This is a genomic window from Brevundimonas sp. NPDC090276 (assembly GCF_044772165.1).
Classification (GTDB): Bacteria; Pseudomonadota; Alphaproteobacteria; order Caulobacterales; family Caulobacteraceae; genus Brevundimonas.
Window position 1 is genome coordinate 89937 of record NZ_JBIVYK010000002.1, and the last position, 24992, is coordinate 114928.

The following is a 24992-nucleotide window of genomic DNA, read 5'->3' on the forward strand; positions in this document are numbered from 1 at the left end:
GGCGGAAATGCCAGGGGGAGGGCCGTGCGTGATCCGGACGCCGCGCTTGGGTCGATCACAGGATCGGTCGTTGCGCCGGGACGGAGGCAGGCCTCCCGATCCGGAGACTATCGACCCCGCGCCGAGGACCGTCGATTTGGCCAGCCGGACTAGGCCTTCGCGGTGCCGAACCAAGACCCGATCGTTCGGACTAGGACTTTTGTATTAGGCGGGCATCCCGCCGGGCCTGAACCTCGTGCGCAAATGAAAACGGCCCCGAAGATCGCTCTTCGGGGCCGTTTCCATGTTCAGATCAGACCGATCAGTCGTTCTTGCCGAAGACCGATTCTGCGGTCGGCTCGGCGCCGGGGCGCACGCGCTCTTCCGGGACGAACTCGGGCTCTTCCGGTTCGGCCTGGAGCGTTTGCAGGGCGGCGCCGCCGTTCTTGGCGTCGTCCTTGGCCTTCTTGTCGGCGGCCTTCTTGACGATCTCGTCCAGTTGCAGCTGGCCGATCAGGCCCAGGGTCACGGGATCGACCGGCTTGATGTTGGCCGAGTTCCAGTGGGTGCGGTTGCGCACGGTCTCGATGGTGGACTTGGTCGTGCCCAGCAGCTTGGCGATCTGGGCGTCGGTCACTTCCGGGTGGTTGCGCACGAACCAGGCGATGGCGTCCGGGCGGTCCTGGCGACGCGAAACCGGCGTGTATTTCGGCGCGGTCTTGGATGGCTTCAGCAGTTCGGCGTGGCGGCTGACCACGGCCTTCATGCGGTAGTCGGGGTTGTCCTGGGCCTTTTCCAGTTCTTCGCGCGTCAGCTGGCCGCCCGTGACCGGGTCCACGCCGCGGATGTCGCGGGCCACGTCGCCGTCGGCGATGCCGCGCACTTCCAGCGGGTGCAGGCCGCAGAAATCAGCGATCTGCTCGAACGAGAGCGAGGTGTTGTCCACCAGCCAGACCGCGGTGGCCTTGGGCATCAGGATGTCGGTCATGGGGCGTGCGTCCCGGCGTTTGCGGCCCGAAAATCGGGCGTTTGAATCGACGGCGCCCGACCTTTCGGCCGGGCGCTGAGACCTCTGTATAGGCGCTTTCGCGGCAAAAGAAAACGTTGTCCGAATGGTGCGTACAGCAGAGGTTCATCGGCAATGTTGAACAGTGTGGCTTGTGGTGCGTTGTGCGCCAAAGGATCAAAGAGGACAGCTCCCATGAGACAGTTCGCGATTATCGCCGCCAGCGCAGTCATGGCCTTCGGCGGCGCCGCTGCCGTGCCGTCAGGCTCGGCTGAAGCCCAGGTTCAGGCGCGCGGCGCCCCGCGCGGCAGCTACGCTCAGAGCTGCACAGGCTCCTACGTCAATCAGGGTCGCCTTTACGCCGATTGTCGCGATATGCGCGGCCAGATGCGCGAAACCTCGATCGAGCTGGCGCGCTGCTCCAGCAGCGACATCAGCAATGATAACGGCCGTCTGGTTTGCCAGGGCCACCGCGGCGATTATGAAGACGGCGGTCGTCCCGGCGGCGGCAACGGCAATAATCCTGGCTGGCCCGGCGGCCCGGGCGGCGGCAACGGCGGCGGTTGGGGCAATAGCTCGATTACCGTCTATCGCGACGCCAACTATCGCGGTCAGTCGATGACCTTCCGCCAGGAAGTCCCGAATCTGCGCAATAGCGGCATGAATGACGCCATCAGCTCCATCCGCCTTGGGCGCGGCAGCTGGGAAGTCTGCACCGACGCTAACTTCCGCGGCAGCTGCCAGGTCATCAACGGCGACGTAAGCAATCTGGGCCGGACAGGGATGAATGATCGCATCTCGTCGCTGCGGCCCGCTCGTCGCGGCGGCAACTGGTAGTACGATGAAACGGGAGGCTTCGGCCTCCCGTTTTTCTTTGGCGCTCACACCGTCAGGACGATCTTGCCGACGTGGTCGCCGGCCTCCAGCCGCTGGTGGGCGGCGGCAGCCTGGTTCAGGGGGAAGGTCGCCTCGACCTTGGCGCGCACCGAGCCAGTCGCGACCCAAGGCCAGACGACCTGCTCGACGGCGGCGGCCAGGCGCGCCTTTTCGTCGTTGGTGCGGCTGCGCAGGGTCGAGCCGGTCAGGACGATGCGTTTCAGCATGATCCGCATCAGGTCGATCTGGGCCAGGCCGCCGGTCAGGGTGGCGATGACCACCCAGCGCCCGCCGGGCTTCAGCGCGTTGAGGTTCAGCTCGGCGTAGGCCGCCCCCACCATGTCCAGCACCACATCAGCGCCGCCCGCCGCCTTGATCGCCGCCAGCAGGTCGCCGTCCGTGGCGTCCAGGCTGACGTCCGCGCCTAGGGCGAGCGCCGCCTCGGCCTTGGCTGCGCCGCGCGAGGTGGCGATGACGCGCGCGCCCGCCGCCTTCGCCATCTGGATCGCCATGACGCCGATGCCGCTGGTGGCGCCGTGGATCAGCAGGGTCTCGCCCGCCTTCAGTCCGCCGCCCTCGAAGACATTGGTGAAGACAGTGAAGACGGTCTCGGGCAGGGCGGCGGCCTGTATGAAATCGAGACCGTCGGGGACGGGCAGGGCGTGCCGGGCGTCGACCAAGGCGTATTCCGCATAGCCCCCGCCGCCTAGCAGGGCGCAGACCCGATCGCCCACCTTCCAGCGCGTCACGCCTTCGCCGACCGCGTCCACTTCGCCTGCCACTTCAAGCCCCAGAATGTCCGAGGCGCCGGGCGGGGCGGGATAGAGGCCAATGCGCTGGACGATATCGGGTCGGTTGACCCCGGCGGCGTGCACGCGGATGCGGATTTGGCCGGCGCCGGGCGTCGGCTGGGGGCGTTCCGCCAGGCGCAGGGTCTCGGCTGGACCCTTGCCGCCTTCGATTTCGATGACCCGCATCTTGTCTCCACCGCTTGCAATCGTCGTCATTGGAGCGTTTTCATACGGGTTGATGTGGTTTCTGGCCACGGAGGCGGTGATGACGTTCGAAGATCTGGAGCCCCGGCCCCAAGCCGGCGAGGCGCTGAAGGCGCTGGGACGCGAGGACCTGGACCTCTACGCCGTGGACGAACTGCACGAACGGATCGCCGCCCTGGAGGCTGAGATCGCGCGCTCCAAAGCTGCCATTGACGGCAAGTCCTCCAAGCGCAGCGCCGCCGACGCCCTGTTCAATTTCCGCTGACCAGCCCCTCCCGCCTTCTCGTAATCCGTGGCATGACGATTGCAGTTCCGGTCCGTGCGGCGTCGTTCTGACCCGCGAGTTTTGACGGACGCGCGTGACATTTCATGGGTAGAACCGAGTTGACTGCCATCGACGCTGACATGGTCGGATTGCGTTCGCGCAGCGCTGAAGTGCTGGATTTCGCGCGCTCGGAGCTGTTCGACCGCACCTTCCGCGAGGGCATGGAGCTGGTCGAGGAAACCGCCGCCTATCTGGATGGCGACGGGCGTCAGGATTCGCGGCTGCTGTCGCGCGCCGCCGCCCTGGCCTATGCGGGCGAGAGCATGAAGCTGACCACGCGCCTGATGCAGATCGCCTCTTGGCTGCTGGTGCAGCGCGCCGTGCGCGAAGAGGACATGAGCGCCGCCGCCGCCTGCGAGCCGCGCTATCGACTGGCTGACCGCAAGGTCGAGAGCGAGCCCAGCCACCGTGAACTGCCCATCGCCCTGATTGAGTACGCCGTCCGCGCCGAGAAACTGTACGACCGGGTCCTGCACCTGGATCAGCGCATGTATCTGGGCGGAGACGAGGAGCAGCCGGTCAATCCGGTGCAGAGCCAGCTGGATCGCCTCCAGGCGGCCTTTGGGGGCTGAGCCCCCGAAGCATTGAAATCGATGCTTACGGCCCGACGTCGTTGGCGTCGCTGGGGCCGTCGGCGATGACGCGCGGCAGGTTGACCGCGATGCCGAGCGCCTGGGCCAGCTTCTCATCCCGGCGATAGACGTCCTCGCGGAAGGCCACGCGACCCTGGCCGTCGACGAAGGCGGTCCAATAGAGCAGGCGCACGGCGATCTCGCGCCCGGTGGTGACGCGCGTGGTCTGGCGATTGTCCTGGGCGGCGTCGAACTGGGCCAGCTTGGTCGGATCGGGCTGCAGCAGCAGGCGCGCGAACTCGACCGCGTTCTGCACGCGGACGCAGCCGTGACTGCGCTGACGGACCGACAGGTTGAAGGCGGCCTTGCCCGGGGTGTCGTGCAGGAAGATGGCGTAGCTGTCGCGCAGCTCGAACTTCACATAGCCCAGCGACGATTGCGGCCCGGCGCGCTGCACCACCCAGCCGTCGCTGTTGATGTACATGTCGTGGGCGGCCAGATAGCCGGGCCCCTTGGGCAGGATCTCGCGACGGGCGATGCCCATGGGCACGGTCCAGGGCGGATTGGCCACGACCGAGGCGAAGGGTTTCTCCAGGCTGGGAGTCTGGTTTTCTTCGGTGCCGACGATGACGCGGTTGGAGTGAACGGGCTTGCCGTCTTTCCAGTAAACCATGATCGCGGCGGCCGTGTTGACCTCGATCCGCTCGGGATTCAGCTCGCGCTTCAGCCAGCGACGACGCTCCAGGTTCAGGGCGATCTGGCGGGCGCGGTCCTCGGCCGAGGCGCCGAGCGAACGCTGGGTGCCGGCGCCGATGCGGCCGTCGGCGCCGAGGCCGTGGCGGGTCTGGAAGCTGCGGACCGCTTGCTGCAGTTCCGCGCCATAGGCCAGGTTGCCCTTCAGGCGTTCGCCGGCGGCGGCGCTGAGGTCGCCCTCGGCGACAAGGCGGGCCACCAGGGCGGGGATGCGGCTGTCGCTGGTGTCGGGCTCGATCGTGCCGCCCTGGCGGAAGGCGGGCCAGCCGCCGGCGCGGGTGATGCGGCGATAGCGGGCATAGCCGGCCGACAGGTTGGTGTAGCCGATGTCGGTGGGGGCCAGGCCGTCGAACCACTGGCTCAGGCGGTTGGCGCTGATCGCCTGGGTCAGGCCGGCGGGGATGTCGACGCTGTTCTTCTGCATCTCCCAAAGGTCCTCGACCGTCTCGGGAGCGACGCGGCCCTGGGCCAGAACGCGGGCATAGGTCACGGCGGCGGCGGTGGTGCGGATCTCGGCCGAGGCGGGATCGGCGGCCAGACCGACGAAGTCGAAGAAGTCCCCGGCGGGCAGGGCGTGGCGCTCGGCGCCGGCGGCGACTTCCTGCAGCACGCGCAGGCGGTCGGCGGTCCAGATCGGCTTGCCGCCGGTCAGCTGATAGACGGCGCGGACGTCGGCCTGCTGTTCCGCGGGCAGGCGGGAAGCCTGGGCCTCGAAGCCCGCCATGAAGACCTGAGGGTCGATCGGCCGGTTTTGCGCGAAAGCGGCCGAGGCCGCGCCAAGGGTCAGGGTCGTCGTAGCGACGCCAAAGCCCAGTTCCCGTCGGTTCATATGCAAACGCTCTTAAAGGCCGGTCCGGCGCCAGACCCGTCGCCTGCGCCCCGAAGGATCGAACGCCCTCATGTTATCGACGTTCCGGGCAAACAAAAAGCGCCGGCCCATCGGACCGGCGCTTCTGTGGCGACTTTGTCGCAACCTGTAGGGCTTACTTCTTGATGAAGCCGCCGAACTTGTTGTTGAAGCGCGAAACGCGGCCGCCGCGGTCCAGCATCTGGGCGTTGCCGCCGGTCCAGGCCGGGTGGGTCGTCGGGTCGATGTCGAGGGCCAGCGTCGCGCCTTCCTTGCCGTAGGTCGAACGGGTCTGGAAGCTGCTGCCGTCCGGGCGAACAACCGTAATGAAGTGGTAGTCGGGGTGCGTGTCCGCTTTCATCGATCTGATCCGTCTCTGCGCTTCGACGATGCCGACCGTCAGTGCGCGTAAATAGAGAAACCCGCCGAGGCTAAACGGCGGGAATGAGCGGCGGCGTTTACACCGGGGGGCGTTCCGGGGCAAGAGCGCGGGCATGACCCAAGTTTCCTCGCCTTCCGCTTCTCAAGAGACCCGGGGCCGTCCCGGCGCCGGCGCCCTGCTGGTCGAGCAGATGGACGAGGCGGGCGGCAAGCGCGCCAAGACCCGCAACATCAGGCCCCTGGGGCGTCTGCTGCCTTTCATGATGCGGCACCGGCTGAACGCGGGGATCGCGTGCCTGTGGCTGGTCATGTCCACGGCGGCGTCTTTGGGCCTGACCGCGACGGCGCGCGGCGCTATCGATAACGGCTTCGAAAACGGCGGCCGCGACATCAACACCTGGTTCCTGATTCTGGGCGCGAACGCCCTGATTCTGGGGTTGGCGACGGCCCTGCGGTATTTCTACGTCACCAAGACGGGCGAGCGGATCATCGCCGATCTGCGCACCGCCCTGTTCAAGCGTATCCTGACGCTGGACCCGGTCTTCTTCGCCCATATGCGGACCGGCGAAGTGCTGTCGCGCCTGAGCACGGACATCCAACTGGTGGACACCCTGCTGACCACCTCGGTCAGCTACGCCCTGCGCAATTTCTTCACCCTGATCGGCGGGGTGATCCTGCTCTTCTTCGTCAGTCCCAAGCTGACCGGTCTGGTGCTGCTGATCGTGCCGGTGCTGATCGTGCCCCTGTTCGTCTTCGGGCGTCAGGTGCGCAAGCTGACGGTCAAGTCGCAGGACACCTTCGCCGGCGCCGTGGGCTTCGCGGGCGAGAGCGTCGACGCCATCGAGACGGTGCAGGCCTTTGGCCGTGAAAAGAGCGCCATCGGCCGCTTCGGCGCAGCGGTGGAGGAGGCCTTCGGCGTTTCCCTGATCCGCATGCGGGCGCGCGCGGTCATGACCGCCATGATCATCGTCGTCATGTTCGGCGGCGTGACCCTGGTGCTGTGGCTGGGGGCGCAGGACGTGATCGCGGGGAACATGACACCGGGCGCCCTGCTGCAGTTCGTTCTGCTGTCGGTTTTCTCGGCCGCCGCTGTCGGCGCGCTCGGCGAAAGCTGGGGCGACGTGCAGAAGGCCGCCGGGGCCATGGAGCGGATTGACGAACTGATGCGCGCCGTGCCCGCCATCGCCCCGCCGGCGACCCCCGTGGCCCTGCCGCAGCCGCCGCTGGGCGAGGTGTCGATGTCGGCGGTGGACTTCGCCTATCCGGGCCGTCCCGACCTGCCGGCGCTGAAGGGCTTCAGCCTGACCGTGCGTCCGGGCGAGACGGTGGCCCTGGTCGGGCCGTCGGGCGCGGGCAAGTCGACGGTCTTCCGTCTGCTGTTGCGTTTCTATGATCCGCAGTCCGGTCTGGTTTCGGTGGACGGCGTGGATGTGCGCGCCGCCGATCCGATCGAGGTGCGTGAACGTTTCGCCTGGGTGTCGCAGGAGGCGCCCCTGTTTTCGGGCTCGGCGCTGGAGAACATCCGCTTCGGCCGTGAGGACGCGACCTTGGCCGAAGCCCGCGCCGTGGCCGACGAGGCCCAGGCGCTGGGCTTCATCGAGGCCCTGCCGCAGGCCTTCGACACGCCTCTGGGCGAGCGCGGCAAGAGCTTGTCGGGCGGCCAGCGTCAGCGCCTGGCCATCGCCCGCGCCCTGGTCCGCGAAGCCCCCATCCTGCTGCTGGACGAGGCGACCAGCGCGCTCGACGCAGAGAACGAGCGTCTGGTGCAGGCGGCCCTGGATCAGGCCATGGAAACGCGCACCACTCTGGTCATCGCCCACCGTCTGGCCACCGTCCTGCGGGCTGACCGCATCGTCGTCATGGACGGCGGCAAGGTGGTCGAGCAAGGCACCCATGCCGAACTCACGGCCAAGGGCGGTCTTTATGCGCGTCTGGCGGAACTGCAGTTCCAGGGCGCCTGAAGTCAGCGCGCTGCGACCGCCGCGCCCGGAAAGTCGCTGAACACCGCGTCAACGCCGAGGGCGTAGAAGGCCTTCAGATAGCCGCGCAGGTCGCCGTGGTCGGTGGGCGCGTCGCCGTGGCGGCGTTCCAGCGGCAGGAAGACATTCTCGGCGCGGAAGGTCCAGACCACGACCTTGAGCCCTGCCGCATGGGCGTCAGCGATTAACGGGGTGGCGGGCAGGCTGCGGGCCATGTCATCGCGCGGCAGGATCAGCCCGGTTTCGACTCCGATCGCGTCGGCATAGTCGGCGACGGCGCTGAGGCCTTCGGGCGTGCTCATGGCGGCGTAGGTCAGGTCGGGACGGTCGGCCGGCCCACCAGACACGCTCATCAACTGCAACAACGGGGCGTCGATGCGTCCCTTCAGCCATTGCAGCGTCCCGACCTCGAAGCACTGGATCAGGATCGGGGCCTCAGCGCCGGTCAGGTCGTGGCGCTCCAGCGCGACGACAAGGGCGTCCTCCATCGGCAGTCCGATTTCGGCGAAATAGGAGGGGTGCTTCAGCTCCGGCGCGACGCCGATGATGCGGCCGCTGCGGGCGCTTTCCTCGCGAGCGAGGGTCACGACCTCGTCGAAGGTCAGGATGGACTCCTGTCCGTCCCAGGAACTGCTGCCGGGCCGCAGCAGGGGCAGGCGCTCGCGTGCGCGCAGGGTCTTCAGTTCGCTCAGGGTGAAGTCTTCGGTGAACCAGCCGGTGGTCTTGACGCCGTCGATGGTTTTGGCGGTCTTGCGATCCGCAAACTCGGGCCGGTCCGCCACGTCGGTCGTGCCGCCGATCTCGTTCTCGTGGCGGACGACGAACTGGCCGTCCCGGGTCATGACCAGATCCGGCTCGATGACGTCCGCGCCCTGTTCAACCGCCAGCCGGTAGGCCGAGGCGGTATGCTCGGGGCGTTCGCCGGACGCGCCGCGATGGGCGATGACCTGAGGAAGGGGCGCAGACATGGCCAGGGTTCCGCTGAGGAGAAGGGCGGCGGTCAGGATGAAACGGATCATGCCTTGAGGGTAGTGGGCGAGCGTGACGGCCTCGTGATCGCCCTGCGTGGCTGCAGATATGACGAAGGCGGCGAAGCCTTCGCCGCGCCGCCTTCGCTCAGTGTCCCCGGAGAAGGATCAGCCCGCGATCTCTTCCGGCGCGATCTTGTAGACGGTCGAGCAGTACTCGCACGTCGCATGGATCATGCCGTCGTCCTCGATCATCTCGGCGCGGTCTTCCGGCGGGAAGGACTGCATGACCGTGACCAGACGCTCCTTGGAGCAGCGGCAGACCGCGGCCAGCGCCTTGGCGCCTTCCAGCCGCACGCCGTCCTCGTGGAACAGACGGTACAGCAGGGTCTCGGCGCTAATGGTCGGGTCGATCAGTTCGTCGTCGCCAAGGGTGTGGAACAGGGCGCGAGTGCGCTCCCACACCTCTTCGGTCGAGCCGCGGGCGCTGTCGCCGGCGATGACCTGAATCATCGCTCCGCCGGCGCGCCAGGTCGTGCCAGTCTCGGTCGTGACCTCGCCGACGGCCAGCCGCACCTTGGTCGGCACCTGCTCGGACTGGGTGAAGTAGTGCTCGGCGCACAGCGACAGGCTCTCGCCCTCGATCGGGGTGATGCCCTGGGTGCGCTCGAAATCCTCGCCCCGGTCGATGGTCATGATGAAGACGCCCTTGCCCAGCAGGGTCTGCGCGCCGGGCCGGGTGAAGCCTTCGGACGCCGTGGCGACCTCTTCCGCATCAAAGCGGCAGAAGCCGCGCAGGGTGCCGGCAGTGTCGTAGTCGGCCACGACATAGCGCACCGGGCCGTCGCCCTGGGCCTGGACGATCAGGCGGCCTTCGAACTTCAGCGCCGAGCCGACAATGGCGGCCAGGACGCAGGCCTCGCCCAGCAGGGCAGCGACGGGTTCCGGGTAGTCGTGGGCCGACAGGATCTTGTCCACGACCTCCCCCAGCCGCACCAGGCGGCCGCGCACCGGCCAGCCTTCGATCTGGAAGGCGGCGGCGAAGTCGTCGGCGGGGGCGGCGATGGGCTGTGCGGCGGGCGCGTGATCGGTCACGGCGAAGATCCTGAAAAAGGCGAAACTGTCTGGAAGCGGCGCAACATAGGGAGGCGGCCCGCGCTTGGTAAGGGGGAGGGCGTGATCGGTCGTCATGGCTTGCAGCTTGGCCGTTTACAGCGGAACCTCTTGCGGCGCGGTTCGCTCCTGTCCGACGATAGTGTTTCGACAAGAAGAGGTTGATTGCTCATGGTTCGACAGTTCAACGCCGTGGACGAGGTCCGCAAACATCCTGGCGTCACAGCCGGCGTGGTCGCCGTCCTGGCGGGCGTGGGCATCGCCGCCCTACTGCTGAATCAGCGCAGCGGCCCGACGCGCTATGAGCGTATCCGAGAAAGGGTCGATCCGCGCGGCTGGTTCGACGCTGAGGCTCTGCGTCATCGCTTCGACGACATCGCGCGCGGCGTGCGGCACGGCGCGGACGGCCTGACCCACCGGGCCGCCGACCTGGGCGGCTACGCCAGCGAGCGGGCCGGTCACTTGGGCCATGGCGCGCGGGTGAAGGCCGAGCACTGGCTGCACCGCTCGGGCAAGAAGTCGCGTAAACCCATGAAACGCTACGCCAAACAGGCCCGTCGCTACGCCGAGGACGCCGGCGACTTCGCCCGCGACCACGCCAAAGAGGGCGGGGCCCTGCTGGCCGTGGCCACCATCGCCGCCGCCATCGGCGCCGCCGCCCTGGAAAGCCGTCGCAAGAGCGGGGGCTCCAGCGGCTTCGGCAAATTGTGACGTTTTTGGAAAATTCATGCGGAAAGGGGTGCTTCGGTGCCCCTTTTTATTGCTGCAAGTGCGAAGGTGAGCTAGGGGCGGGGCATGACTTCGCCCGTCTTCATCTTCGACTTCGACTCCACCCTGGTGCGCATCGAGACGCTTGAAGCGCTCGCTGACATCGCCCTGTCCGACGCCCCCGATGCGGCGGCGAAAAAGGCCGAGATCGCGTCTCTGACCGATCAGGCGATGACGGGGCAGGTGGACTTCGGCACGGCCCTGCGCCGCCGTCTGGACCTGTTGGCCCTGCGCCGCAGCCACGTCGAGACCCTGACGGATCGCATTCTGGACGAGGCCACCGCCTCAATCCGCCGCAACGTCGACTTCTTCGAACGTCATGCCGAGCGCGTCTATATCCTGTCGGGCGGCTTCCGCGAGGTGATCGCGCCCCTGGCCGCGCGTCTGGGCATCGCCGATGATCACGTCCTGGCCAACGACCTGCTCTATGACGACGAGGGCCGGGTGACGGGCGTGGACGACGCCAACCCCTTGTCGCGCGACAACGGCAAGCCCGAGGTCATCAAGGCCCTGAACCTGACCGGACCTGCCGTCATGGTCGGCGACGGCTGGACCGACGCCGAGGTCAAGCTGGCCGGAGCCGCCGACCGCTTCTACGCCTTCACCGAGGTGGTTAGCCGCCAGAAGGTGATTGAGGTCGCCGACGCCGTTGCCGCCTCGCTGGACGAGGTCCTGTTCGCCGAGGGCGTGTCGGGCCGCTGGTCCTATCCGCGCAACCGCATCAAGATGCTGCTGCTGGAGAACATCCACCCCGCCGCCGTCGAGCGGCTGGAGGAGGCGGGCTACACCGTCGAGACCATGAAGGGCGCGCTGGACGAAGACGACCTGATCGAGGCGATCAAGGGCGTGCACGTCCTGGGCATCCGTTCCAAGACCAATGTCAGCAAGCGGGTGCTGGAGCACGCCGACCGTCTGCTGGCTGTCGCCGCCTTCTGCATCGGCACCAACCAGATCGATCTGGACGCGGCCGCCGAACATGGCGTGGCCGTGTTCAACGCCCCCTATTCCAACACCCGTTCGGTGGTCGAACTGGCCATCGGCCTGACCATCGTCCTGATGCGCGACGTGGCCGACAAGTCGGCGGCCATGCATCGGGGAGAATGGAACAAGTCGGCCACCGGCTCGCGCGAGCTGCGCGGCAAGACCCTGGGCATCGTCGGCTACGGGGCCATCGGCTCGCAGCTGTCGGTTCTGGCTGAGGGCCTGGGGATGCGGGTCATCTTCCACGACCTGTCGGAACGTCTGGCCCTGGGCAACGCCCGGCGGATGCGTTCGCTGGACGCCCTGCTGGCCGAGGCCGACGTGGTCAGCCTGCACGTCGACGGACGCAAGGAGAACACGGCCATCATCGGCGCGGCCCAGTTCGCCAAGATGAAGCCCGGCGTCCTGTTCCTGAACCTGTCGCGCGGTCACGTCGTCGATGTCGACGCCCTGGCCGAGGCGGTGAAGTCGGGCCGGGTCGCCGGCGCAGCGGTGGACGTCTTCCCCGAGGAGCCGCGCACCAACGCCGACCCCTTCGCCAGCCCCCTGCAGGGTCTGAAGAACGTCATCCTGTCGCCCCACATCGGCGGCTCGACCGAAGAGGCCCAGGAAGCCATCGCCGAGTTCGCGGCCGAGCGGCTGCTGGGCTATCTGAACCGGGGCGACACCACCTTCTGCGTCAACCTGCCGAACGTGCAGCTGGCCGAGGTGTCGCGCGCCCACCGCCTGCTGCACATCCACAGGAACCAGCCGGGCGTCCTGGCCGAGCTGAACCGGGCCCTGTCGGCGGCCGGCCTCAACATCCTGGGCCAGCACCTGAAAACGGACGAGCGCACCGGCTACGTCATCACGGACGTGGACCGCGACTATGATCCCGAGGTGTTGAAGGTCCTGCGTGACCTGCCGGGCACAGTGCGCTTCAGAATGCTTCACTGAACAACGTTCACGTTCCCTAGGGGCATCTTGCGCTTACGGCAAAGCGGCGCATCCTCCGGATAACGACCGCGCACTGACGGTCGAGGGAGGAACACCGATGTCTCGTCTTCTTCGCGGAGCGGCCCTGGCCGCCCTGACTCTGGCGGCTGTCTCGAGCGCCAGCGCCGCCGGGGCCCAGAGCTACAATCGGCTGGTCGTCTTCGGCGACAGCCTGTCCGACAATGGCAACCTCTATGCCGCGACCGGCAACACGACGCCGACCTCGCCGCCCTATTATCAGGGACGATTCTCCAACGGGCCGGTGTTCACCGAACTTCTGGGCTTCAACGCCGGGCGCTACGCCGCCGGTGCGCCGGTGACGGGCAGTATCAACCTGGCCTTCGGCGGCGCGCGCACCGACAGCGCGGCCTCGCCGCCAGGAATGCGCAACCAACTGCTGGCCTATACGGGCGCGGGCGGCAAGTTCGGCGCAAGCGACCTGGTTAGCATCCTCGGCGGCGCCAACAACATCTTCCAGGCCATCCCGGCCGCGGGCGCGTCCTCCAACCCGCAGGGGGCCATCGCCCCCGTGGCCCAGGGCGCGGCGGCGGACATAAACTTCATCGTCAACAGCGTGGCCACCGCCGGGGCGGGGACGATTCTGGTGACCAACCTGCCGCGTCTGGGCACGACGCCGCAGTTCAATCAGGGGCCGGGCCTGCCGGCCAAGCCTCTGGCCGACTACGCCGGCACGACCTTCAATACGGCCCTGCAGACGGGGCTGATGACGACGGCGGCGGGCAAGCCGAACACCAACATCATCCTGATGGACCTCTACAAGATCAGCGACACCCTGTCGGGCAACCCGGGCCAGTTCGGACTGACCAACGCCAAGGACACCTGCTTCAATGGCGTGACCGTTTGCTCCAGCCCGGACAGCTATCTCTACTGGGACGGCGTCCACCCGACGGCGGCAGGGCACCGGTTGATCGCGCACCTGGCCAACGACTATCTCTACTACGGCGACCTGGGCAGCCAGACCGCCGTGCTGGGCGAGACGGCCTGGCGTCACCGCGAGGATGCGCTGGACGGCTCGACCGCCAGCCTGTCGGGTCGCGACGCCTGGACGGCGGGAACCGCGATCTCGGTTTCGGCTCTGGCGGATCGGACCAAGACCGACGCGCGCGGCGCCATCGGCGAGGCGACCTCGGACGGCTACGGCGTGCGGATCGCTCTGGAGTCGGGGGCCGAGACGATGAAGTTCGGTCTGGCCGGCAGCTATCGTAACGCTGACGTGGATGCGGGGGCGCTGAATGTCGATCTGGACACCTTCGGTCTGGATATCTACGGCGGCTGGCGCTCGGGCGATATCTTCGTCAATGCGGCGGCGGGCGTGGCCCAGGACGACTTCAACGACGTCAGTCGCCTGACCTCATTGGCCCCCATCGTTCACACCGGCTCGACGCGGGGCGTTTCGACTGGCGCGCGTCTGCAGGGCGGGATGTGGTTCGACATGGGCGGAATCGCCCTGTCGCCGCGCGCCGCCGTGGCCTGGATCAAGAGCGACGTGGACGGCTTCACCGAGCAGGGCGTCGCGGCCCAGTACGCCTATCAGGACCGCTCGGTTCAGGGGACGACCGCCGAGATCGCCCTGCGCGCCGAGGGCGGGATCGACCGCTTCCACTTCTTCGCAGAGGGGGGCTATCGTGACAGCCTCAGCGACGACAGCGACGCCGTCCGCACCGGCATTTCCGGCAACCCGGCGCAAATTCTGGCGCGGAACATCGATCAACCCTGGGGCGGTCAGTTCCTGGCCTCGGCGGGTATCGAGGGCACGGTCATGGACCGCCTGAAAGTCTCCATCGGCTACAAGGGCCGCTTCGGCGATCAGGCCGACAGCCATATGGGCGGGGTGCAATTGACCCTGCTGCTATAAGGCGAAAGCGAACCGCAGGGGGCCGCGCGGTCGAGGATCGCGCGGCCCCTTTTGCGTTCGGGTTCCACGGTGCGACCCCGTGTCGCCCCCGCGGCGCCCCATTCAGGTCCCGGTGTGATGCCAGAAAAGGACAACCCCGGCCGTCGGCGACTGCTTTTCCGCCACCCGCGCGCTGCGCGACCACGACGGCCCTCCCGCTTGAAAGAGCGCCAGGAGCTGTTGTTTTAGTATGCGTTTCTTACCCCCGGCCGCTCGGCCGTTCGTGCTTCATGTCGGTCACATCACCCTGCTGGCCGGCGCCGCTGTTCTCGCCATGGCCGCCGCGCCTCTGAACGGCGCCAATCCCGCCCCGGACAAGGTCGATGACCTGTCCGCTCCCGCCGCCCCGCCGGTCACGGCGGTGGCCAAGCCCGCCGGTCCTCTGATGCGCAAGGTCGTGTTCGAGGCCCCGGTGAAGGGCTATCGGATCAACTCGGCCTTTGGTCTGCGCAAGCTGGCCATCGAGGCCAAGGCCCGCGCCCACAAGGGCGTGGACATCGCCGCGCCCAAGGGCACCAGCGTCTATTCGACCGCCGAGGGCAAGGTGATCCGCGCCGGCTTCCAGGCCGGCGGCTACGGCAACTTCATCGAGGTCAAACACCCCAACGGCATGAGCAGCGTCTATGGCCACCTCAGCCGCATCGATGTCCACACCGGCCAGTCGGTGACCACGGGAGAGCGGATCGGCCTGGTGGGATCGACCGGCTATTCGACCGGCCCGCACCTGCATTTCGAGGTGCGTCGCAACGGCGGTCAGGTGAACCCCACTAAGGTCGTGGGTCAGAGCTTCGACGTGAAGGTCAGTCCGCCGAAGTAGGGAGTTTCGGATTGTGACCAATCCGTAATGTAAACGACCCTTTCCATTTCCCCTCCAGCGCGGTTAGGCTTCATGCCTGACGGTTGCGAGGGGAATGGGCATGACGGCAGCGTTGACGCTGGATGGAATCAGCAAGAGATACGGCGGCTTTCAGGCCGTGTCCGACCTGAGCTTCGAAGTCGAGAAGGGCACGATCTGCGGCTTCCTCGGCCCCAATGGCGCGGGGAAGACCTCGACTCTGCGCATGATCCTGGGGCTTCAGCCCGCCACCTCGGGCCGGATCGACATTCTCGGCGCTGACGACGGGCGCAAGGTGCGCGACCGCATCGGCTTCCTTCCCGAAGAGCGCGGCCTCTACAAGAAGATGACCCCGGTGGACGCCATCGCCTTCTTCGGCGGGCTGAAGGGCGTGCCGGCGTCCGAGGGCCGCAAGCGCGCCCGCGAGATGCTGACGCAGATGGGCCTCGGCGACGCGCAAAAGAAGAAGATGAAGGAGCTGTCCAAGGGGATGGCACAGAAGGTTCAACTGATCGCCTCGGTGGTGCATCGTCCCGAGTTCGTGATCCTGGACGAGCCGTTTTCCGGCCTCGACCCGATGAACCAGCAGGGGCTGGAGGCCATGATCCGCGCCCTGGCCGCCGATGGCGCGACCGTCCTGTTCTCGACCCACGTCATGCAGCACGCCGAGCGTCTGTGCGACAAGGTGGTGCTGCTGGCGCGCGGCAAAAAGGCGTTTGAAGGCACGGTGGATCAGGCGAGAGCGACCTCGCCGCGCTTCCTGGAGCTGGAGGGGGCGCTGGATGTCGCCGCCGTTTCGGCTCTGCCGGGGGTGAGCGGCGTTGAAATTCTGGCTGAGCAGGACGGGGCGCGCACGCTGCGCGCCGGGCTGGCTCAGGGCGCGGGGGGGCAGGAGGCGTTGAAGTCGGCCTTCTTGACTGGGCTGGACGTGCGGCGTTTCCAGATCAAGGAGCCCACCCTGCACGACGCCTTCATCGCTCTGACCGGCGATCACCCGGACGAGGACCAGAGCGTCGCCAGAGACGCGACGCGCGATGCCCTCAAGGCGGAGGCCGCCCGATGAACCGCACCCTTTTGATCGCGCGCCGCGAGTACATGGCCTACGCCAAGACCGTCGGCTTCTGGTTGTCGCTGCTGGCCTTCCCCCTGTTCGGGGCTCTGGGCGGGGCCATTCCGATTCTGATGAGCCATGCCGAGCCGACGCGTTCGGTCGCTCTGGTCGACGAGGCGCCGATCGGCTCCGGCCTGGCCGCCGCCGTGCGCCAGTCGCTGGAGAACGAACAGGCCAAGGGCGACATCAACGCCCTGCGCATGGCCGCCATTCCCGAAGCGGGCGTGGCGGGCGGCGACAGGGTGCGCCAGATTGCCGAGACGCAGGGCTATGAGGCCGGGGTTGCGGCACTGAAACACGAGGCACCGCGCGCCGGGGCCGGTTTTACCGCGCCGAAACCCAGCCTCACCCTGGTCGCGCCGCCTGCCGAGATCGTCGCCGCTGCGCCGGGCGAGGCCCGCGACGCCCTGGCGCGCCGTTACCTCAGCGATGACGCGCCGGACGGCCAGAAACTGAGCGCCGTTGTCTTCCTGACCGAGACGAACAGCCAACCCGGCGCGCGCGTCTGGACCGCCCGCGCCACCGACGATGCGGTCGAGGACGCCGTCCGCGACGCGCTGAAGGACGTCAACCGCCGTCAGGTCTTCGCCGCCAACGGCATTGATCCGGCCGTGGTGGCCCAGACCGACCGCTTCCGCCCCGAACTGTCCGTCTTCTCGCCCAAGGCGGCGTCGGGCGGCGAGGTGTCGTTCCGCGACAAGCTGCCGACCGTGGTGGGTCTGGCGGTAGGCTTCATCCTGTGGTCGCTGATCATCACCGGCGCCTCGATCCTGCTGAACAGCGTGATGGAGGAGAAGTCGAACAAGATCCTGGAGGTCCTGCTGTCCTCGGCATCGGCGACCGAAATCCTGACGGGCAAGGTACTCGGCGTGGCCCTGCTGACGCTGACTGTGCTGGTCGCCTGGGGCGGTCTGGGCGGGATCGGCGTGCTGATGGCCGCTCCCGACGTGGCGCGTGATATCGGCTCAGTGCTGATGAGCAATGGCCTGCTGATCTATTTCCTGCTCTTCATGGTTGGCGGCTACCTGATGTATGCGGTCCTGTTCGCCGCCATCGGCGCCTTCTGCGAGACGCCGCGCGACGCCCAGACTCTGATGGGGCCGATCATGATGGTGCTGTTCGTGCCCTTGATCGTCATGCAGATGGCCATCCGCACGCCAGACGCGCCGATCGTGAAGATCATGAGCCTGATCCCGCCCTTCACCCCCTTCGTCATGGCGGCGCGCGCACCCAGCGGTCCGCCCCTGGTCGAGATCATCGGCGCCCTGATCGGGATGTTCCTGTTCGCCGCCCTGATGGTCTGGGTCGCGGGCCGCGCCTTCCGTGCCGGGGCGCTGTCAGACGTGAAGCTGAACTGGAAGAGCTTCGTCGGCGCGGTGCGCGGCGGCGCCTGAGAACAGGGCGACGGCGTGAAACTGAGCGCGCCGTCGTCCGTTCATCGCGACAGGAACCTATTCATCCAGGCGGATCATGATGACGACGATGTTCAGGACGGGCGGCCAGTGGCGACTGGCGATGTGGGGGCTGATCGTCGCCCTGCTGCTTCTGCCGCTGATCGCCATGCAGTTCACCCATGAGGTGGCGTGGGACGCCGCGGACTTCGCTTTTGCGGGCCTATTGCTGGTCGGTGCAGGACTGATCTTCGAGCTGGCGGCTTGGCGGACCAGGAAGCTGGCCTGGCGGCTGGGGATCGGCGGCGCGCTGATCTTCGCGGTGCTGCTGATCTGGGCTGACGCCGCGGTCGGCGTCTTCTAGGCGTCTCAGGCGACCTGTCGGACAAAGAAAAGGCCCGCTCCGGTTTCCGGGGCGGGCCTTGATCTTTCAGCCTGTGGCTGGGGCCGTATTAACGGCCGCCCGGCGTGCGGGGCTTCGGAGCCGGCAGCAGGCCTTCGCGCTGGGCGCGCTTGCGAGCCAGCTTGCGAGCGCGGCGAACGGCTTCAGCCTTTTGGCGAGCGCGCTTTTCCGAGGGCTTCTCGAAGTGCACGTGGCGCTTCATTTCACGGAAGCTGCCTTCGCGTTGCATCTTCTTCTTCAGGGCTTTGAGCGCCTGATCGACATTGTTGTCGCGGACGAAAATCTGAACCAGGGTTATCTCTCCTTTGGCCGCCCGCCGCGTCCTTTCCAAGGGAGACGGGCAGACAAAATAAAATCTCTCCCGAAAGTCAGGGCTCTCGGATGAAGGCGCGCTGATACACGACACAGGGGGGGCTGTCCAGATCGACACAGGCAATCGTGATGGCTCGAAATGCCCGCAGGAGCAGACTATTCTGGGGATATGACCCAGACCGCCGACGACGCTCCCAAGACAGACTGGGCCTCCCGCATGGAGCAGGCCGTTCTGGACGCCGCTATAGAACGCGCGCCCGCGCTGGGCTGGAACAGCCGACTGGTGCGCGCGGCCTGCGAGGCGAATGGGCTATCGCTGGGGGACGAGGAGCTGCTGCTGCCGAACGGCGCGCGTGATCTGGCCGTCCTGCTGTCGCGACGTCACGATTCGCGCGCTCTGAAAGCGCTGGAGGCCACGCCCGCCGCCATGATGAAGATTCGCGAGCGAATCGCCGCCGCCGTCTCGGCGCGGATGGAGGCGGGGGCGCAGGACATCGAGGCGGCCAAGCGCTGCGCCGGCTTCCTAAGCCTGCCGACCAACATCGACCTGGGCTTCAAGCTGGCCTGGGAAAGCGCCGACCACCTGTGGCGCTGGGCCGGGGACACGGCGACGGACCAGAACCACTATTCCAAGCGCGCCATCCTGGGCGGCATCCTGATCCCTGCCCTGACCATGCGCTGGTTCGAAGGCCGCGAGGCGGCGGAGGCCTTCGTCGCACGCCGCATCGAGAACGTCATGGCCTTCGAGAAGTGGAAGGCAGGCAAGGATTTCGACGCCCCGCTGAAGGCCGTCACGGACGCCCTGGGGCGGTTGCGCTATGGCGCGAAGGAAGCCTAGCCGCGTCCATCGAGAACGGCTTTAGAGAGAGGCCAGCACCCGATTGACGTGCGCCATCTTGCGACCGGCGCGGGCCTCGTGCTTGCCGTAGAGGTGCAGGCGAGCGTTCGATTCTGCGGCCAAGTCGCGCCACTGATCGACCTCGTCGCCCAGCAGGTTGGTCATCTCGATGCGGGCGTGGGCCTCGGTGGGGCCCAGCGGCCAGCCGACGATGGCGCGGATGTGTTGTTCGAACTGGTCGCAGACACATCCGTCCTGGGTCCAGTGGCCGGTGTTGTGGACGCGCGGAGCGACCTCGTTCACCAGCAAGACGCCGTTACCCATGTCAAACAGTTCGATGCCCATGACGCCGACGTAGTCGAGTCCGTCGAGCACCGCCGAGGCGATCTCCACGGCGCGGGCCTGCGTTTTCGCATCGACGGCGGCGGGGGCCAGGGTGGTCTTCAGCACGCCATTGGCGTGGATGTTTTCGCCCAGAGGATAGACTGCCACGACGCCGTCACGACCGCGGGCCGCGATCACCGACAGTTCGCGCTGGAAGACGGCGGCGGCTTCCAGAACGGCGGGGCGTCGGCCGATGGTGTCGAAGGCGACTTCGGCGTCGGCGGCGTCCCTGATCCAGACCTGACCCTTGCCGTCATAGCCTTCGCGGCGGGTCTTCAGCACGGCGGGCAGGCCGAGCTTGGCGATGGCGGCTGTCAGGTCGTTCAGGGTCGTGACGGTGGCGAAGTCGGCAGTCACGGCGCCGACGGCGTTCAGATAGGTCTTCTCGTCTACCCGGTCCTGCGCCACCGCCAGAGCGGTCGGTCCCGGCGCGACCAGGGCGCCGGCCTCGGCCAGGGTCTCGACCGAGGAGGCGGGGACGTTCTCAAACTCGAAGGTGACGACGTCGCACAGGCGGCCAAGGGCCTGAAGCGCGTCGGGGTCGTCATAGGGGGCGGTGATCTGGGCGCGCGAGACGCGGGCGGCCGGGCAGTCCGGCTGCGGGTCGAGGATCACCACGTCGAAGCCGAGGCGCGAGGCGGCCTGGCTCAGCATCCGGCCCAACTGGCCCCCGCCGAGAATGCCGAGGGTCGATCCGGGGCTCAGGGGCAGCTGGGGCAAGTCAGTCCTCGACGGTTTCGGCGACGGATTCGGTCTGGGCGGCGCGGAAGGCGCTCAGGCGCGTGGCCAGTTCGGGATCCGACAGGGCCAGGATCTGCGCCGCCAGGATGCCGGCGTTGGCGGCGCCCGCCTCGCCGATGGCCAGGGTGGCGACCGGCACGCCGCCGGGCATCTGGACGATGGAGAGCAGGCTATCCATGCCCTTCAGCGCCTTGGACTGAACCGGCACGCCCAGGACGGGCAGGTCGGTCATCGAGGCGGCCATGCCGGGCAGGTGGGCCGCGCCGCCGGCGCCGGCGATGATGACCTTGTGGCCCATCGCTTTTGCATTGGTGGCGAAATCATAGAGGCGTTGGGGGGTGCGGTGGGCGCTGACGACCTTGGCTTCCCAGGCGACGCCCAGCTGATCCAGGCGTTCGGCGGCCAGCTTCATCGTCGGCCAGTCGGACCGGCTGCCCATGATGATGGCGACGGGCGGCGTCGAGGCGGTCATGCGAAGGCTCCCACACGGAAAGCGGCCCGTTACAGCACGCGCGTTGCGCCCGCAACCAAGGACGCTAGAATCCCTGTTGTCGCGAGGGCTTGAGTCGCCCGTGATTCGCGACGCCGGAGCCTGACTTGACCGACGTGGCCGAACCGACTGCAGACATTGATCTGCACGCCGAGATCGAACGGCTGCGCGCCGAAGTCGCCGCCCTGACCGCGCGCGCCGAGACGGCCGAGGCCCTGGCGGACCACGACGTCCTGACCCCCGCCCTGAACCGGCGCGGCTTCATGACCGTGCTGAACCGCAGCATGGCCTATTGCCGCCGTCACGGGGTCGAGGCGGCGCTGCTTTATCTGGACATGGACGGCTTCAAGGGCGTCAACGACAGCTTGGGTCACGCCGCGGGCGACGCGGCCCTGATGGCGGTCGCGGACCTGCTGCTGGCCAATGTGCGCGAGTCCGACGCCGTCGGGCGCCTGGGCGGCGACGAGTTCGCCCTGCTGCTGATGAACGCCGGTGCGGACGAGGGACGCGAGAAGGCCAAGCGTCTGGTCGCCGCCATGCAGAGCGAAGGCTTCGTCTGGGACGGCGCGACCGTGGCTTTGGGCGGATCATTCGGCGTACGAGCCTATGCCGGTCAGACCGATCCCGAGGTCTGGCTGTCTGAAGCCGACGCCGCCATGTGGCTACGGAAGAAGGCCCGTTAAGCCTTCGCCTGCCTAGGCGATGATGTCGGGCAGGATGCGGTCTTCGATCTTCACGATCTCGTCGCGCAGGGCCAGCTTCTTGCGTTTGAGGCGGGCGATCCGCAGCTGATCGGGGATCGGCATGTGGCCGAGCGCCTCGATCGAGGCGTCGAGGTCGGCGTGCTCCTGCAGGAGCGCCTTCAGCGTATCGCGAAGCTGCTGGTCCTCGTCGGACAGGAAAGGTTGGTCGTCGTTCATGGCTCGCCCCGGAAGCCCCCTCTTATAACCGACCGACCGTCAGGCGGGAAGGCGATCCGCCAGGGTCGTCAGCGCCGGGCGCGGCACCACGCGGGCCCATAGCTTCGCCGTTTCGGCCAGACCGTCGATGGCGCGACGTGGAGGGCCGGACGGGGCCGGGGCCAGCGCCTCAAGTTCCATCATCAGGCGGCGCTCGGCGTCCAGTTCCAGCGCCTTGACCTGCTGGCGCAGGGCCTCGCGATGGTCATTCTCGACGTCGGGAATGGGGGCTTTCAGCGTGCGACGAACGGCGCGCAGCGGGGCGGTGACGACGGTGTCATAGGCGCGGGCGGCGTCGCAGGCGGCCTCGATCGTCTCCTCGTCCGGGCGACGGCCGGTGACGGCGACCCAGGCGGCCCACAAAAGCAGGGGCACGTTCTGCTCGTTGTGGTCCTGCAGGCTGAGGCAGGCCTCGGCCACGCCCGGGGCCTCATAGGCCGCGACGGCCCAGGTCCAGAAGTCGCTCATGCCTGTGTTCCGGCGTTCAGGCCTTCCCAGCGTCGCACCGCGGCCCAGTCCAGACCGAACAGGTCCAGCGCCCGCCCGACCGACTGATCGACCATCTCGGCGATGGAGGCGGGTTTGGCGTAGAAGGCGGGCAGGGGCGGGGCGATGGTCGCGCCCATCTCGGCCAGCGACGTCATGGTGCGCAGGTGACCCAGGTGCAGCGGCGTCTCGCGCACCATCAGCACTAGAGGGCGGCGCTCTTTCAGCACCACGTCGGCGGCGCGGGTCAGCAGGGTCGAGGTCACGCCCGTGGCGATCTCGCTCATGGTCCGTACCGAGCAGGGAGCCACGATCATGCCCATGCTGCGGAACGAGCCCGAGGCGATGGCGGCGCCGACGTCGGCCAGCTTGTAGGTCACATCGGCCTTCGACATCAGGTCGTCGGGGCTCAGATCCGTCTCCTGCGACAATGTGAGCAGAGCGGCTTTCGTGACCACCAGATGGCTCTCCACGCCCAGTTCGCGCAGGGCGTCCAGCAGCCGTGCGCCATAGACGACGCCGGAAGCGCCTGAGATTCCAACGACCAACCGCGAAGGTTTCGGGTTCCGTATGGTCGAGTTCACATCATCGGCCATTTTGACTTCCACAGTCTCCGTGTTCGGAGCGACGAGGGGTCACCGCAATGTGATTCCACAGGCCGTCGTTCCGGGCGCTCAGTGTAGTGGTCCCTTAGACATGGAGGCGCAAGCCATGACCATCGAGGCTCGTATTCGCGAACTGGGAAATCGGCACCGTTCGCTGGATGAGACGATCCAGCAGGAGGCCAGGAGACCCACCGCGGACCCGATCCAGATCAGGGAACTCAAGCAGCGAAAGCTCAGGCTCAAGGAAGAGATCACTAGTCTGGAGGCCAGGACCCACTAGGCCTCCCGGATTTCATAAACGGAAAAGCCCCGCAGGTTCGCCGGCGGGGCTTTTTACGGGTTGCTGCACCGACGAGTCGCAACTGCGGCCGCAAAATAGCAGTTGAATCCCACCGCTCCCCTCATGCAGAAGCGGCGCATGGGGGTTTCTGATGAACGGGCGCTGTGGCTTGCCACGCATGTGATGCCGCATGAGCCGGCGGTGCGCGGCTGGCTGCGTCGTGGGCGTCAGGCTGAGTGCGACGTCGACGACATCATTCAGGAAGCCTACGCCAAGCTGGTGACGGTCGCCGACGTGTCGGAGATCCGCAACGTGCGGGCCTACTTCTTCCGCACCGCCTATTCGGTGGTCGTCAGCCGGGTGCGCCGCAAGAGCGTGGTGTCGATCCGTTCTCTGGCCGAGGTCGAGAGCCTGCAACTGGCGGTGGACGAACTGACGCCGGAAGACACGGTCATGGCCCGGAACGAGCTTCAGGTCCTGGCCGAGATGATTTCCCGGCTGCCGGAAAAAACGCGAAAGATATTCCTTTTGAGCCGAGTCTCGGGCCTTTCTCAGAAGGAAGTTTCGCGTCGGACCGGGATTGCGGAAAGCACGGTCGAAAAGCACATCGCCAAGGGACTGGGTCTGTTGATGGCCGCCTATGCCAATGGCGGATTTGGCGCGGTGGTCGCGTCTAGGTCTGAGAAGAAACAACGCGGACGGGTTAATGGTCAGGCAGACAAGCCAGGAGGTTGAGCGCGTCGCTTGCCTCTGGGCGGCCAGGCTTGACGACGGACCGCTGTCTCCGGCGGATCAGGCGGAACTGGACGCCTGGCTGGAGGGTGACGTGCGGCGTCTGGGCGCCTTTGCGCGGGCGCGGGCCGTGGCGGTGCACAGCCGCCGGGCGGCGGCGTTGGCTGGCGGGGCTATTCCGTTCACGCGCGCAACGCCCCAACCCATCATCAGCCGGCGCGGCCTGATCGCTGCTTCGGTGTCGGTGGTCGCCGTCGGCGGCGCAGGCGCGCTGGCCGCCTTGCATCGCCGCGCTCAGCCGTTCGAGACCCGCATGGGCGAGACCCGCGTGGTGCCTCTGGACGACGGGTCGGTGATGACGCTGAACACCCTGTCCGACGGCGATGTGCGCTATAACCGCAAGGCCCGCGAGATCGTGTTGAACACGGGCGAGGCCCTGTTCAACGTGGTCGCCGACGCCAGCCGCCCCTTCGTGGTGCGCTCGGGCGAGGCGGCGGTGATCGCCAACGGCGCCAGCTTCCTGATGCGGCGTCTGGGGCAGTCCCCGTTGCAGGTCGTCTCCTTCGGCGGCGAGGTCGAACTGAACGGGGCAAATGGCGAGGGACTGGAATTGGCGGCCAACACTCGCGCCTTCCTGTCCGACGGGAAGCCGCCGGTCCATCTGGGAGAGATCGACGCCGACCGTGAACTGGCTTGGCGACACGGCCGAATCCAGCTGGAAGACGAGACCCTGATGCGCGCCGCGCGGGAGTTCGCGCGCTACAATCCCACCCGCATCGTGCCCGCGGATCCCCTGGTGGCGAGCCTGCGGATCACCGGCCTGTTCGTGGCCAACGATCCGGTCAGCTTCGCCCGCGCGGCGGCCGGAAGTCTGGACCTGGACGTGGCCGTGAACGCCGAGGAAATCCGGCTGAGCCGCCGTCTGGTCTAAATTCCGACCACGAATTGCTTTTTTTTGGAGGGTTCTGGCGCGCCCCGCGTCTTGGAACAGA

28 protein-coding genes and 1 pseudogene are annotated in these 24992 nt (G+C 67.4%); 17 read left to right on the forward strand and 12 right to left on the reverse strand.

Annotated elements, in window-relative coordinates; all coding sequences use genetic code 11:
* Nucleotides 1-301: 301 nt before the first annotated feature.
* Nucleotides 302-967 carry a DUF1013 domain-containing protein gene (locus ACIQTU_RS06235; RefSeq protein ID WP_400543981.1) on the reverse strand — a complete coding sequence of 222 codons (666 nt, stop codon included), beginning with the start codon at nt 965-967 and terminating at the stop codon, nt 302-304.
* A gap of 213 nt (nt 968-1180) precedes the next feature.
* On the opposite strand from ACIQTU_RS06235, the gene ACIQTU_RS06240 reads away from it, so the two are divergent.
* The gene (locus ACIQTU_RS06240; RefSeq protein ID WP_400543984.1) at nt 1181-1822 is read left to right on the forward strand and encodes a beta/gamma crystallin-related protein; all 642 of its coding nucleotides are present in this window, start codon (nt 1181-1183) and stop codon (nt 1820-1822) included.
* 44 nt (nt 1823-1866) lie between these two features.
* On the opposite strand, the gene ACIQTU_RS06245 is transcribed toward ACIQTU_RS06240, so the two are convergent.
* Nucleotides 1867-2838 (reverse strand): NAD(P)H-quinone oxidoreductase, encoded by a 972-nt coding sequence (locus tag ACIQTU_RS06245; protein WP_400543987.1) that lies wholly within the window; start codon nt 2836-2838, stop codon nt 1867-1869.
* Nucleotides 2839-2917: 79 nt separating this feature from the next.
* Between ACIQTU_RS06245 and ACIQTU_RS06250 the strand changes: the two genes are divergently transcribed.
* Both ACIQTU_RS06250 and ACIQTU_RS06255 read left to right on the forward strand, forming a co-directional pair.
* Nucleotides 2918-3121 (forward strand): DUF1192 domain-containing protein, encoded by a 204-nt coding sequence (locus ACIQTU_RS06250; RefSeq protein WP_400543990.1) that lies wholly within the window; start codon nt 2918-2920, stop codon nt 3119-3121.
* A gap of 140 nt (nt 3122-3261) precedes the next feature.
* Nucleotides 3262-3753 (forward strand): DUF1465 family protein, encoded by a 492-nt coding sequence (locus tag ACIQTU_RS06255; RefSeq protein ID WP_300195728.1) that lies wholly within the window; start codon nt 3262-3264, stop codon nt 3751-3753.
* Nucleotides 3754-3778: 25 nt separating this feature from the next.
* On the opposite strand, the gene ACIQTU_RS06260 is transcribed toward ACIQTU_RS06255, so the two are convergent.
* Nucleotides 3779-5335 carry a murein L,D-transpeptidase gene (locus tag ACIQTU_RS06260; protein ID WP_400543993.1) on the reverse strand — a complete coding sequence of 519 codons (1557 nt, stop codon included), beginning with the start codon at nt 5333-5335 and terminating at the stop codon, nt 3779-3781.
* Between the two features lie 154 nt (nt 5336-5489).
* On the reverse strand, nt 5490-5714 hold the full coding sequence (rpmE, locus tag ACIQTU_RS06265; RefSeq protein ID WP_400543996.1) for a 50S ribosomal protein L31: 225 nt from the start codon (nt 5712-5714) through the stop codon (nt 5490-5492).
* 133 nt (nt 5715-5847) lie between these two features.
* On the opposite strand from rpmE, the gene ACIQTU_RS06270 reads away from it, so the two are divergent.
* On the forward strand, nt 5848-7695 hold the full coding sequence (locus ACIQTU_RS06270; RefSeq protein ID WP_400543999.1) for an ABC transporter transmembrane domain-containing protein: 1848 nt from the start codon (nt 5848-5850) through the stop codon (nt 7693-7695).
* Between the two features lie 2 nt (nt 7696-7697).
* Here ACIQTU_RS06270 and ACIQTU_RS06275 read toward each other — a convergent pair whose 3' ends face one another.
* Nucleotides 7698-8732 carry a glycerophosphodiester phosphodiesterase gene (locus ACIQTU_RS06275; protein WP_400544002.1) on the reverse strand — a complete coding sequence of 345 codons (1035 nt, stop codon included), beginning with the start codon at nt 8730-8732 and terminating at the stop codon, nt 7698-7700.
* Between the two features lie 117 nt (nt 8733-8849).
* Complete coding sequence (locus ACIQTU_RS06280; RefSeq protein ID WP_400544005.1) at nt 8850-9776, reverse strand: Hsp33 family molecular chaperone; 927 nt, start codon at nt 9774-9776, stop codon at nt 8850-8852.
* A gap of 189 nt (nt 9777-9965) precedes the next feature.
* Here ACIQTU_RS06280 and ACIQTU_RS06285 point away from each other — a divergent pair, with 189 nt between their 5' ends.
* The 8 genes and pseudogenes from ACIQTU_RS06285 to ACIQTU_RS06320 all read left to right on the forward strand — a co-directional run bounded on the left by ACIQTU_RS06285 (nt 9966) and on the right by ACIQTU_RS06320 (nt 18134).
* Complete coding sequence (locus ACIQTU_RS06285) at nt 9966-10505, forward strand: hypothetical protein (RefSeq protein WP_400547031.1); 540 nt, start codon at nt 9966-9968, stop codon at nt 10503-10505.
* A gap of 84 nt (nt 10506-10589) precedes the next feature.
* Nucleotides 10590-11114, forward strand: a pseudogene (locus ACIQTU_RS06290) (HAD-IB family phosphatase); the annotation flags it as partial.
* Between the two features lie 135 nt (nt 11115-11249).
* Nucleotides 11250-12479, forward strand: coding sequence for a phosphoglycerate dehydrogenase (gene serA, locus ACIQTU_RS06295; RefSeq protein WP_400547034.1), 1230 nt, complete (start codon nt 11250-11252; stop codon nt 12477-12479).
* Nucleotides 12480-12576: 97 nt separating this feature from the next.
* Complete coding sequence (locus ACIQTU_RS06300; protein WP_400544008.1) at nt 12577-14394, forward strand: autotransporter domain-containing protein; 1818 nt, start codon at nt 12577-12579, stop codon at nt 14392-14394.
* Between the two features lie 229 nt (nt 14395-14623).
* Nucleotides 14624-15250, forward strand: a complete 627-nt coding sequence (locus ACIQTU_RS06305) for a M23 family metallopeptidase (protein ID WP_400544011.1) — start codon at nt 14624-14626, stop codon at nt 15248-15250.
* Between the two features lie 100 nt (nt 15251-15350).
* Nucleotides 15351-16331, forward strand: coding sequence for an ABC transporter ATP-binding protein (locus tag ACIQTU_RS06310; RefSeq protein WP_400544014.1), 981 nt, complete (start codon nt 15351-15353; stop codon nt 16329-16331).
* The gene (locus tag ACIQTU_RS06315; RefSeq protein WP_400544017.1) at nt 16328-17773 is read left to right on the forward strand and encodes an ABC transporter permease; all 1446 of its coding nucleotides are present in this window, start codon (nt 16328-16330) and stop codon (nt 17771-17773) included. Before ACIQTU_RS06310 ends, ACIQTU_RS06315 begins: the two co-directional genes overlap by 4 nt.
* 76 nt (nt 17774-17849) lie before the next feature.
* On the forward strand, nt 17850-18134 hold the full coding sequence (locus tag ACIQTU_RS06320; protein WP_400544020.1) for a hypothetical protein: 285 nt from the start codon (nt 17850-17852) through the stop codon (nt 18132-18134).
* 88 nt (nt 18135-18222) lie between these two features.
* Here the strand turns inward: ACIQTU_RS06320 and rpsU are convergent, their stop codons facing one another.
* Nucleotides 18223-18465, reverse strand: coding sequence for a 30S ribosomal protein S21 (gene rpsU, locus ACIQTU_RS06325; RefSeq protein WP_105562988.1), 243 nt, complete (start codon nt 18463-18465; stop codon nt 18223-18225).
* A 189-nt stretch (nt 18466-18654) separates the two neighbouring features.
* On the opposite strand from rpsU, the gene ACIQTU_RS06330 reads away from it, so the two are divergent.
* The gene (locus tag ACIQTU_RS06330; RefSeq protein WP_400544023.1) at nt 18655-19323 is read left to right on the forward strand and encodes a COQ9 family protein; all 669 of its coding nucleotides are present in this window, start codon (nt 18655-18657) and stop codon (nt 19321-19323) included.
* Between the two features lie 21 nt (nt 19324-19344).
* Here ACIQTU_RS06330 and ACIQTU_RS06335 read toward each other — a convergent pair whose 3' ends face one another.
* Both ACIQTU_RS06335 and purE read right to left on the reverse strand, forming a co-directional pair.
* Nucleotides 19345-20427, reverse strand: coding sequence for a 5-(carboxyamino)imidazole ribonucleotide synthase (locus tag ACIQTU_RS06335; protein WP_400544026.1), 1083 nt, complete (start codon nt 20425-20427; stop codon nt 19345-19347).
* 1 nt (nt 20428) lies between these two features.
* Nucleotides 20429-20920, reverse strand: coding sequence for a 5-(carboxyamino)imidazole ribonucleotide mutase (gene purE / locus ACIQTU_RS06340; protein WP_400544029.1), 492 nt, complete (start codon nt 20918-20920; stop codon nt 20429-20431).
* Nucleotides 20921-21054: 134 nt separating this feature from the next.
* Between purE and ACIQTU_RS06345 the strand changes: the two genes are divergently transcribed.
* Complete coding sequence (locus tag ACIQTU_RS06345) at nt 21055-21621, forward strand: GGDEF domain-containing protein (RefSeq protein WP_400547038.1); 567 nt, start codon at nt 21055-21057, stop codon at nt 21619-21621.
* Between the two features lie 12 nt (nt 21622-21633).
* Here ACIQTU_RS06345 and ACIQTU_RS06350 read toward each other — a convergent pair whose 3' ends face one another.
* Genes ACIQTU_RS06350 through ACIQTU_RS06360 form a run of 3 tightly spaced genes read right to left on the reverse strand, consistent with a single transcriptional unit; the run spans nt 21634 to nt 22979 of the window.
* On the reverse strand, nt 21634-21858 hold the full coding sequence (locus tag ACIQTU_RS06350) for a YdcH family protein (RefSeq protein WP_400544032.1): 225 nt from the start codon (nt 21856-21858) through the stop codon (nt 21634-21636).
* 39 nt (nt 21859-21897) lie between these two features.
* Nucleotides 21898-22365 (reverse strand): TIGR02444 family protein, encoded by a 468-nt coding sequence (locus tag ACIQTU_RS06355; RefSeq protein WP_400544034.1) that lies wholly within the window; start codon nt 22363-22365, stop codon nt 21898-21900.
* Nucleotides 22362-22979, reverse strand: coding sequence for a UbiX family flavin prenyltransferase (locus ACIQTU_RS06360; protein ID WP_400544037.1), 618 nt, complete (start codon nt 22977-22979; stop codon nt 22362-22364). Before ACIQTU_RS06360 ends, ACIQTU_RS06355 begins: the two co-directional genes overlap by 4 nt.
* Before the next feature lie 115 nt (nt 22980-23094).
* Between ACIQTU_RS06360 and ACIQTU_RS06365 the strand changes: the two genes are divergently transcribed.
* The 3 genes from ACIQTU_RS06365 to ACIQTU_RS06375 all read left to right on the forward strand — a co-directional run bounded on the left by ACIQTU_RS06365 (nt 23095) and on the right by ACIQTU_RS06375 (nt 24931).
* Nucleotides 23095-23268, forward strand: a complete 174-nt coding sequence (locus ACIQTU_RS06365) for a YdcH family protein (protein ID WP_114816866.1) — start codon at nt 23095-23097, stop codon at nt 23266-23268.
* Between the two features lie 123 nt (nt 23269-23391).
* Nucleotides 23392-24003 carry an RNA polymerase sigma factor gene (locus ACIQTU_RS06370; protein WP_400544041.1) on the forward strand — a complete coding sequence of 204 codons (612 nt, stop codon included), beginning with the start codon at nt 23392-23394 and terminating at the stop codon, nt 24001-24003.
* Complete coding sequence (locus ACIQTU_RS06375) at nt 23975-24931, forward strand: FecR family protein (RefSeq protein WP_400544044.1); 957 nt, start codon at nt 23975-23977, stop codon at nt 24929-24931. The genes ACIQTU_RS06370 and ACIQTU_RS06375 overlap by 29 nt, the downstream gene beginning before the upstream one ends.
* Nucleotides 24932-24992 lie beyond the last annotated feature (61 nt).

Coding starts and splice junctions, on each gene's coding strand:
- ACIQTU_RS06250 (WP_400543990.1), top strand. CDS start 2,918: ATGACGTTCGAAGATCTGGAGCCCCGGCCCCAAGCCGGCGAGGCGCTG.
- ACIQTU_RS06240 (WP_400543984.1), top strand. CDS start 1,181: ATGAGACAGTTCGCGATTATCGCCGCCAGCGCAGTCATGGCCTTCGGC.
- ACIQTU_RS06310 (WP_400544014.1), top strand. CDS start 15,351: ATGACGGCAGCGTTGACGCTGGATGGAATCAGCAAGAGATACGGCGGC.
- ACIQTU_RS06270 (WP_400543999.1), top strand. CDS start 5,848: ATGACCCAAGTTTCCTCGCCTTCCGCTTCTCAAGAGACCCGGGGCCGT.
- ACIQTU_RS06355 (WP_400544034.1), bottom strand. CDS start 22,365: ATGAGCGACTTCTGGACCTGGGCCGTCGCGGCCTATGAGGCCCCGGGC.
- ACIQTU_RS06255 (WP_300195728.1), top strand. CDS start 3,262: ATGGTCGGATTGCGTTCGCGCAGCGCTGAAGTGCTGGATTTCGCGCGC.
- ACIQTU_RS06370 (WP_400544041.1), top strand. CDS start 23,392: ATGCAGAAGCGGCGCATGGGGGTTTCTGATGAACGGGCGCTGTGGCTT.
- ACIQTU_RS06375 (WP_400544044.1), top strand. CDS start 23,975: ATGGTCAGGCAGACAAGCCAGGAGGTTGAGCGCGTCGCTTGCCTCTGG.
- rpmE (WP_400543996.1), bottom strand. CDS start 5,714: ATGAAAGCGGACACGCACCCCGACTACCACTTCATTACGGTTGTTCGC.
- ACIQTU_RS06330 (WP_400544023.1), top strand. CDS start 18,655: ATGACCCAGACCGCCGACGACGCTCCCAAGACAGACTGGGCCTCCCGC.
- ACIQTU_RS06285 (WP_400547031.1), top strand. CDS start 9,966: ATGGTTCGACAGTTCAACGCCGTGGACGAGGTCCGCAAACATCCTGGC.
- ACIQTU_RS06365 (WP_114816866.1), top strand. CDS start 23,095: ATGACCATCGAGGCTCGTATTCGCGAACTGGGAAATCGGCACCGTTCG.
- ACIQTU_RS06320 (WP_400544020.1), top strand. CDS start 17,850: ATGATGACGACGATGTTCAGGACGGGCGGCCAGTGGCGACTGGCGATG.
- ACIQTU_RS06360 (WP_400544037.1), bottom strand. CDS start 22,979: ATGGCCGATGATGTGAACTCGACCATACGGAACCCGAAACCTTCGCGG.
- ACIQTU_RS06260 (WP_400543993.1), bottom strand. CDS start 5,335: ATGAACCGACGGGAACTGGGCTTTGGCGTCGCTACGACGACCCTGACC.
- ACIQTU_RS06235 (WP_400543981.1), bottom strand. CDS start 967: ATGACCGACATCCTGATGCCCAAGGCCACCGCGGTCTGGCTGGTGGAC.
- purE (WP_400544029.1), bottom strand. CDS start 20,920: ATGACCGCCTCGACGCCGCCCGTCGCCATCATCATGGGCAGCCGGTCC.
- ACIQTU_RS06305 (WP_400544011.1), top strand. CDS start 14,624: ATGCGTTTCTTACCCCCGGCCGCTCGGCCGTTCGTGCTTCATGTCGGT.
- ACIQTU_RS06245 (WP_400543987.1), bottom strand. CDS start 2,838: ATGCGGGTCATCGAAATCGAAGGCGGCAAGGGTCCAGCCGAGACCCTG.
- ACIQTU_RS06300 (WP_400544008.1), top strand. CDS start 12,577: ATGTCTCGTCTTCTTCGCGGAGCGGCCCTGGCCGCCCTGACTCTGGCG.
- ACIQTU_RS06275 (WP_400544002.1), bottom strand. CDS start 8,732: ATGATCCGTTTCATCCTGACCGCCGCCCTTCTCCTCAGCGGAACCCTG.
- ACIQTU_RS06350 (WP_400544032.1), bottom strand. CDS start 21,858: ATGAACGACGACCAACCTTTCCTGTCCGACGAGGACCAGCAGCTTCGC.
- ACIQTU_RS06315 (WP_400544017.1), top strand. CDS start 16,328: ATGAACCGCACCCTTTTGATCGCGCGCCGCGAGTACATGGCCTACGCC.